6 protein-coding genes and 1 pseudogene are annotated in these 7,595 nt (G+C 45.1%); 2 read left to right on the forward strand and 5 right to left on the reverse strand.

All coding sequences use genetic code 11. The features are described from left to right. Positions 1 to 189 precede the first annotated feature (189 nt). The 3 genes from csrA to B3180_RS06060 all read right to left on the reverse strand — a co-directional run bounded on the left by csrA (position 190) and on the right by B3180_RS06060 (position 3,673). Positions 190 to 378, reverse strand: a complete 189-nt coding sequence (gene csrA, locus B3180_RS06050; protein ID WP_011234973.1) for a carbon storage regulator CsrA — start codon at positions 376 to 378, stop codon at positions 190 to 192. A gap of 148 nt (positions 379 to 526) precedes the next feature. Further along, positions 527 to 3,124: an alanine--tRNA ligase gene (gene alaS, locus B3180_RS06055; protein ID WP_054488409.1), complete on the reverse strand. Its 2,598-nt coding sequence runs from the start codon at positions 3,122 to 3,124 to the stop codon at positions 527 to 529. An 81-nt stretch (positions 3,125 to 3,205) separates the two neighbouring features. Further along, positions 3,206 to 3,673, reverse strand: coding sequence for a regulatory protein RecX (locus tag B3180_RS06060; RefSeq protein WP_273023588.1), 468 nt, complete (start codon positions 3,671 to 3,673; stop codon positions 3,206 to 3,208). Positions 3,674 to 3,723: 50 nt separating this feature from the next. Here B3180_RS06060 and B3180_RS06065 point away from each other — a divergent pair, with 50 nt between their 5' ends. Together B3180_RS06065 and B3180_RS06070 are read left to right on the forward strand one after the other, a co-directional pair. Then, positions 3,724 to 4,443 (forward strand): SIMPL domain-containing protein, encoded by a 720-nt coding sequence (locus B3180_RS06065; RefSeq protein WP_273023589.1) that lies wholly within the window; start codon positions 3,724 to 3,726, stop codon positions 4,441 to 4,443. 71 nt (positions 4,444 to 4,514) lie between these two features. Further along, a complete protein-coding gene (locus B3180_RS06070) occupies positions 4,515 to 6,359 on the forward strand; it encodes a tetratricopeptide repeat-containing diguanylate cyclase (protein WP_224797222.1) in 1,845 nt (614 codons plus the stop codon). A 17-nt stretch (positions 6,360 to 6,376) separates the two neighbouring features. On the opposite strand, the gene B3180_RS06075 is transcribed toward B3180_RS06070, so the two are convergent. Both B3180_RS06075 and B3180_RS06080 read right to left on the reverse strand, forming a co-directional pair. Then, entirely contained in the window at positions 6,377 to 7,405 is a 1,029-nt protein-coding gene (locus B3180_RS06075) for an agmatine deiminase family protein (RefSeq protein WP_271331233.1), read from the reverse strand. After that, a pseudogene (locus tag B3180_RS06080) lies at positions 7,406 to 7,595 on the reverse strand (ribosomal large subunit pseudouridine synthase B); the annotation flags it as partial.

Consider the following 7,595-nt stretch of genomic DNA (forward strand, 5'->3'; position numbering starts at 1 on the left):
GCCTTCAGCCACTCGGCCACCTCTCCAAATCGTTGTGGCGTGAATTCTAGCGATGTTGGCAATAATGTCAATCGCTTTTTTAAAAACTCGGGTCTAAGTGTGGGATAATTAACCATCTCGCATGAATTTTCTGCAAAATGGCCGAAAACATAAAAAAAGACCGGCTTTCGCCGGTCTTAGTCTGAAAGTTTATTCTTTATCTTGCTCATCGTCCTTTTCGGACTGAATACGCATATAAATCTCTTCGCGATGAACGGAAACGTCTTTCGGGGCATTAACACCAATACGTACTTGGTTTCCCTTAACGCCGAGAACAGTGACCGAAACATCATCACCTATCATCAATGTTTCACCTACACGGCGAGTTAAAATTAGCATAGATTGCTCCTTCAATACTGTTCCGATTCTTACCGCGAATATCGAACATTTCCCTGAACTGTCGTAAGCAGTCTACCAATACTGAGAGCAATTACACTATAACGAAACGCATAATTTTTCGTTGTGTTTTTAACCCTCGGCACGACAACTAGAGTTGCTGTTGTAACCAAGTTGTTGCGGTAGCCAGAGCTTCATTTAACTGTTCCGGGAGTGAACCACCCGCTTGGGCCATATCAGGGCGACCTCCGCCTTTACCACCAACCACGTTAGCCGCCTGATTCACAATATCCCCTGCTTTAACTTTAGACGTTAAATCGGCAGTAACGCCAGCTATGAGGCTGACTTTATTACCATTTGCAGTTCCTAATAATACGATGCCGGAACCAATTTGGTTCTTCAGGTCATCAACTAAACCGCGTAAAGATTTAGGATCCGCCTGATCCAGCTCCGCAATTATTGCTTTAACGCCATTAATATCAATGGCCTGGGCGATTAAACCGCCACCAGCTTGCTGTGCTAATTTCTGTTGTAACTGTTCATTTTTACGCTCAAGCTCACGAAACTTCTGCTGCAACTGCTGTACTTTTTCAGCGACAGAATTCGACTCGGTTTTTAACTCACCGGCAAGATTTTGCAATATAGACTGTTGTTGTTGGGTGTAGCGAATAGCGGCTTCACCAGTTACAACTTCAATACGACGGACACCCGATGCGATTCCCCCTTCAGAGGTTATTCTGAATAAACCGATATCACCAGTCGCTTTTACGTGCGTACCACCGCAGAGTTCCATAGAGAAGTCTCCCATGCGCACAACACGCACCTGATCGTCATACTTCTCTCCAAACAACGCCATGGCACCGGCTTCTTTCGCTTGATCAATTGCCATGAGTTCAGTTTGTAATGGCAAGTTAGTTCGAATTTGAGCATTCACCTCACGCTCAAGCTGAGCCAGTTGTTCATTTGTAACGGGTTCAAAATGCGAGAAGTCAAAGCGCATTTTATCGGCCTCAACTAACGAACCTTTCTGCGTAACATGTTCACCCAACAAGTTTCTAAGAGCGGCATGAAGCAAGTGAGTCGCAGAATGGTTGCGTTTAATATTTTCTCTACGCTCTGAATCAATTTCAGCTTTTACACTGTCATTTAACTTCACAGGCGCTTTGGCAACACCATGGTGCGCTATTGCTTTACCAATGTATTGAGTATCAGTGACTTCAAAAGCGTTACCGCTTGCAACTAACACACCTTTATCGCCTATCTGACCACCACTTTCTGCGTAAAACGGTGTTTCTGAAAGAACAACAATACCTTTGTCACCAGCTTGTAACTCTTCCACCGGTTGCCCTTCTTTGAAAAGCTCAACCACTTTTGCCTGCCCGGCAACATCATCGTATCCGGTAAATGTCGTTTGATTTTCAGACTTTAACTGTTGGTTATAATCCATACCAAACTGAGACGCCTGTTGAGCTCTCAGACGCTGTTCAGACATAGCTTGTTCAAAGCCTTCCTCATCAACTGTCAGCTCATGCTCACGTGCAATATCCGCCGTTAAGTCAACCGGAAAACCATAGGTGTCATAAAGTTTGAATACGACATCGCCGGGTATCACTTTGCCTTTAAGCTGACTAATTTCATCAGACAAAATAGCCAGGCCTCGCTCAAGTGTCCGGGCAAACTGCTGCTCTTCTCGCTCCAGCGCATCTTTAATGATCTGCTGTTTCTGAACTAACTCAGGGTACGCATCGCCCATCTGTCGTGCTAACTCATCAACTAAGCGGAAAAAGAAAGCATCTTTAGCACCTAATAAATGTCCGTGACGCACGGCTCTTCGTATTATACGACGCAGCACATAACCACGGCCTTCATTAGATGGCATCACGCCGTCAGTAATCAGGAATGAACACGAACGAATGTGATCAGCGATTACCCGCAACGACTTATTATCAAGATCGTCGGTACCAATAATTTCAGCTGCCGCTTTAATCAAGGCCTGGAATAAGTCAATTTCGTAGTTGCTGTGAACGTTCTGCATAATGGCAGAAATGCGCTCAAGCCCCATGCCTGTATCAATCGACGGATCGGGCAATGGTTCAAAAGTTCCGTCAGCCTGACGGTTATACTGCATAAAGACCAGGTTCCAGATTTCTATATAACGGTCGCCGTCTTCTTCTGGTGTCCCCGGAGGACCGCCCCAGACTTCCGGACCATGATCATAAAAAACCTCAGAGCAAGGTCCACAAGGACCAGTATCACCCATAGACCAGAAATTATCCTTTTCACCAATGCGTGAAATGCGGTCTTCCGGAACACCGATATCTTTTGCCCAAATATCGTAAGCTTCATCGTCTTCAGTGAAGACCGTTACCCAAAGCTTTTCCGCCGGTAATTTCAACTCTTTGGTTAAAAAATCCCAGGCATATTGAATTGCCTGCTTTTTAAAATAATCACCAAAGCTAAAATTCCCCATCATTTCAAAAAATGTATGATGACGAGCGGTATAACCAACGTTTTCGAGGTCGTTATGCTTACCTCCGGCACGAAGACAACGTTGCGCAGAGGTGGCTTTGTTATAACGGCGCTTGTCAGTACCCAGAAAAACATCTTTGAACGGAACCATTCCCGCATTAGTAAATAAGAGGGTTGGATCGTTGCCTGGAATCATTGATGACGAAGGCACTTTTTCGTGTCCTCGTTCAGCAAAGTAATTTAAAAATGCATCACGAATTTGGGCACTGTTCATGCTCATGTTGAGTCCTACTTTTCTTAACTGAGTGACTTTAGGTCAATATTTTAATGGCCTAAGACTATCATGAAGTAGCCGCCTAGCCTAGCGTCGTGGTCGATTGACACAAGCGAAAATTTGCTCTGGAGTAAACCCTCTTTGCTGCAAAAAACGAACCTGACGGCTCCACTCTTTTTCGTCCGCAGGCTGGTCATCGCCGAATTTCTTTTGTTTCAACTCTGCACACAACTCAAACCAGTCAACTTCCATTGAATCGAGCACACTTTCGGCAATCTGCTCAGAGACGCCTTTTTGTTGAGTTACTTGAGCAAGGATTTTTAACCGCCCTTGCTTTTGCCCTACTTTCTCGCGAATAAAACTTGCGGCAAAACGCTCGTCGCTCTGCCATCCTTCGTTATCAAGTTCATCAACAACGCGCTTAACCATGTCTGCGGGCCATTGCTTTTGTATTAATTTACGCTTTAATTCAGTACGACTTTGTTCGCGCATAGCAAGCAACCTGAAGGCACTGTCGCGCAACGATTTCTCGTCATATTCTGAACTTTCGTCCATGGTCTATACTCCAACACGTAACTATGGAATTTGGTCTAAGGATGATTAATATGACTCAGAGCCACACAAAATCAAGGTTTCTCTTAACCTGTCTTGCTTTTCTTACAGTAGCATTTAGCACTGTCACTCAAGCTAATGAACGGACATTGTCGACCTCGGGCAGTGGAAGCGTATCGGCTATTCCGGACCAAATGTCACTCACCTTCTGGATTGAAGAGCGCGGAAATAAGCTCAGCTCGCAAAAGACTTTAGTCGATGAAACAACCAACCGTCTGATTAACGATTTAAATAATAAAGGAGTTGAAGATAAAGACATCCGCTCCTATCAATTGCAGATTTATCCACGTTATGAACAAAATGACGATGGCAAAACAGAACAAAACGGATTTGTCGTGCAACGCGAAGTTCAGGTCACTTTGCTGGAACCGGAGAATTACGACAGCATTATCGATCTTGCCCTGGCGCGCGGGGTTACTCGTGTTGGTCAGGTTAAGTTTGAAATTAGCGACCAACAAGGTTTATATGAACAAGCACTGGTGAATGCATACCAACAAGCCAAGGCGAAAGCTGAGCGTCTTGCTACAGCGGCAGGACTGGAACTAAAAAGCACATTAAGCATTGCTGAGCAATCAATGTCACGGCCGGTCATTATGCAGATGGCCGAAATGAGTAGTCGCTCAGATAAAGTATCGCTACCGGGCCAGCAGACCATTGAAGCACGTGTTGAAGTCACTTTCTTAACCCAAAGTCAGTCAGCCTCTGACAATTAAATCATTGCTATGCGCTGCACTCGGAGTAATATAGTTGATACTTCAACACTTTTTTAACAGTCAGGGTCATTTTGTTCCAAAAAATCCGTAACATCTTATTCATCATTCTGCTGGTAGCCGCTCCTATGGTAATGGCTCAAGAGTGGCAGCAGCAGCGTGTTGAAGCCAGCAGTAACCCCGATGTATGGATAGAAAAGACTTCGGAGCTCATAGAACAGTACGATAACCAGCGTCAGTTTGAAGAATTGGCTATGGCCTACGCATTGCAAGCAGAGGCTTACCGTTATTCTGGTAAAGAAAGTGAAGCACAACGTGCAATTCAGGAAGGCTTGCGTTTTGCAGAGTTGGCAGAGTCAAAAATTGCAAAAACGCTGTTGAAAATGAACCAAACCTGGTATTTCCTGCAGCGAGGGAAACTTCGGCAGGCTAATACAAGCATTGTCTACGCAATAGAGTACGCAAAAGCTTCCGGCAATAAAGACTTGCAGATTGAAGCAGAGATTCTGCACGCTCAAGTCATGCAGAACACGGGTGATATTGCCCGTGCCCTTCAAATTTTGGAGCAGCTAAACCGAAGCGCTTACACTGCGCGCCCCAGACTGCAAATGGAATTCCACGCCCTTATCGGCTCTATTTATATGGATGTCGGGGCTAATGACATCGCGTTAGCACACATACAGGACGCTCTGGATATAAGCAGGGAGCACCTTGGTGAGTGGGATGTCTCGGTATTGGAATATAACCTTGCCCGGGCCTATCAGGCCGCAGGAAACGACAATCAAGCCGAGCAACATTTTAAAGCCGCTTTAGAAATCAGCGAAGCAATTAATGATGATCTGGGTGTTGCATACGCACTGTTTCAAATGGCTTCAATAGATATTGCAGACAAAGATTACCAGCAAGCTTTAACACGCCTTAATGAGGCACTCCCCCAATTTAAGTCTGCCGCCGCACACCCCATGGAAGCACAAAGCCGATTAAGTATGGTGTCGGTCTATTTAGGCACTGATAAACTTGATAATGCTCTGAGTCAGTTAGAGGCTGCAACTTCTATCATCAATACACTCACAAATGACGAGCTACATCAAACTCTGCACGAACATTGGTCGGACTACTATCAGAGAATAGGTAACTACGAAGCTGCTCTTAAGCATTATAAAATGTCCGTAAACTTCATGCAGAAAGTTCAGCAACAAACTCGTGATAAACAGGTGCAGGAAATTATGGTGCGCCTGGAAATTAAAGAACAGGAAACAACTAACGAATTGTTAAAGAAAGAGAACGAATTGCAGCAACTGGAGCTCCAGGAGCAGCAAACGTCGTATTACCTCCTCATATGGATTATCATTTCCGGTTTCCTGGTTGTCATTATCGTTTCAGCCTTTTTATACCAACAATGGAAGGCTCGTAAGAATTTCGCAGAACTCGCTCTGAAAGATGATCTGACGAATGCCCCCAATAGACGAGCTATTGTTCGTATATGCAAAAAAGGGCTGGAGCAAGCTCAGGAGCAACAGCGCCAATTGGCATTAGCCGTTGTAGATTTTGACTATTTTAAAACGATAAACGACCAGTTCGGCCACGATGTCGGCGACAATGTACTGAAACGTTTCGCTGCAGTTGCTAAACAAAGTCTGCGTAATCATGACAGTTTTGGCCGTTTGGGCGGAGAAGAATGGTTAATGGTGTTTTTCGACGCCAGTAAAGAAGACGCGAAAAACATTTTCGAGCGCATAACTGAAGAACTGAATAAAAGCCCCATTGACGGTTTACCAAATGATTATCGCGTGACCTTTAGCATGGGCTTCACTAACGCCCACCCGGACGATAGCTTTGACTCGCTCTATAAACGCGCTGACAAAGTCTTGTTTGAAGCTAAAGATAAAGGCCGCGAGCGTTTGATTATTACTGACTAGCCAGCGGTTAGCTTCAATCAAGCTGGCAGATTATGGCTTATACAATGCAAACCGCCACCTCCAAGGACAAATTCCCTGGCGTTAAACGACAACACTTTCCTCTCAGGCAAAGCATTTTGAATTCGCTGAAAAGCCTCATCATCTGTTTCTAAACCAAATTCAGGAATCACGAGCAGCTTATCGGTCTGCAGCACATTCACGTAGCTGCAAAGCAAAGGCAAATCAATGGTTCGCTTTAAGCTCAGTTCGTTAAGTTCTATATCCTGTCTTTCTTCTGGCATTGCTGACTGCGGCCGCGGCAAGGGAAGTGGAATTGCGTTAATAAACTTTGGTAATTGACTGACAAGCTTCTGCAACTGCTGGCAGGCTTCATAGTCCGGGTGTGTTACGTCGTCGGTAAACACATATAACAAGGTGTCAGAATCGACAAAGATCGCCATATTGTCAATGTGGCCGCCGGTTTCATCAGCCGACAAAGAGTTATTGAAAAAGTAGAGACGCTGGCCAGGTAATAACTTACTGAGTATCGCTTTTAATTCATTATGACTCAGGTCCGGGTTTCTTCGTTTTATGCACGCTAACCCAACTATCCAGTCACCTTTCCCGTTGTGGGTAAAAGCACCACCTTCTGCAACCAGTTGTGCTTTGTCGTGCGACAAATTGAAATAACCGCATAAATTTTCAGCAAACTGACTGTCCGCAGTTATCGCTTGTTGCACACCGCTCCAACCATCAAAGTTGAAGGATAAGGCTTTTACCTCTTTTCCATTATTCAGCCAGAGCGGAGCAATATCCCGTAACCAGATATCGTCATAATCAACTTCAATACGGTGAATCCGTTTCAGAGAGTCAGGCAAGTTACCTTTAACCTGAGAGGATACTACCAACGAAACTGGCGCCGAGGCCGGTAACTGATCCAATAACCTGAGCAAGGCGTTTTGCGCCGGTTTTGCATGACTACGCCAGACATCTCCCCGGTACGGCCATGCTAGTAACAAGCGCTGGTTTGCCACAAAATCTGGCAACCAGCCTTCACCGATAACCACTTATTTACCCCGTCGTTTGCTCTGCTTTTTATCCTGCCGATGACGGGCTGTAGCTTTACGTATTTTCGCAAAACGACGCTGTTTAGATTCTTCATTGCGAGGATCAAGAAATGAGTGCTTCTCTGGGGGTAAGTTCACTTGCGCCCTTAATGCATTAACCTGCTCAAGCTTCATCTCCGCCCAGCCACCT

Source organism: Idiomarina sp. UBA4206, from assembly GCF_002383015.1.
GTDB classification, from domain to species: domain Bacteria; phylum Pseudomonadota; class Gammaproteobacteria; order Enterobacterales; family Alteromonadaceae; genus Idiomarina; species Idiomarina abyssalis.

Bases quoted from the DNA above. Each gene is read 5' to 3' on its own strand.
- csrA (WP_011234973.1), bottom strand. From the start codon at position 378: ATGCTAATTTTAACTCGCCGTGTAGGTGAAACATTGATGATAGGTGAT.
- alaS (WP_054488409.1), bottom strand. From the start codon at position 3,124: ATGAGCATGAACAGTGCCCAAATTCGTGATGCATTTTTAAATTACTTT.
- B3180_RS06060 (WP_273023588.1), bottom strand. From the start codon at position 3,673: ATGGACGAAAGTTCAGAATATGACGAGAAATCGTTGCGCGACAGTGCC.
- B3180_RS06065 (WP_273023589.1), top strand. From the start codon at position 3,724: ATGACTCAGAGCCACACAAAATCAAGGTTTCTCTTAACCTGTCTTGCT.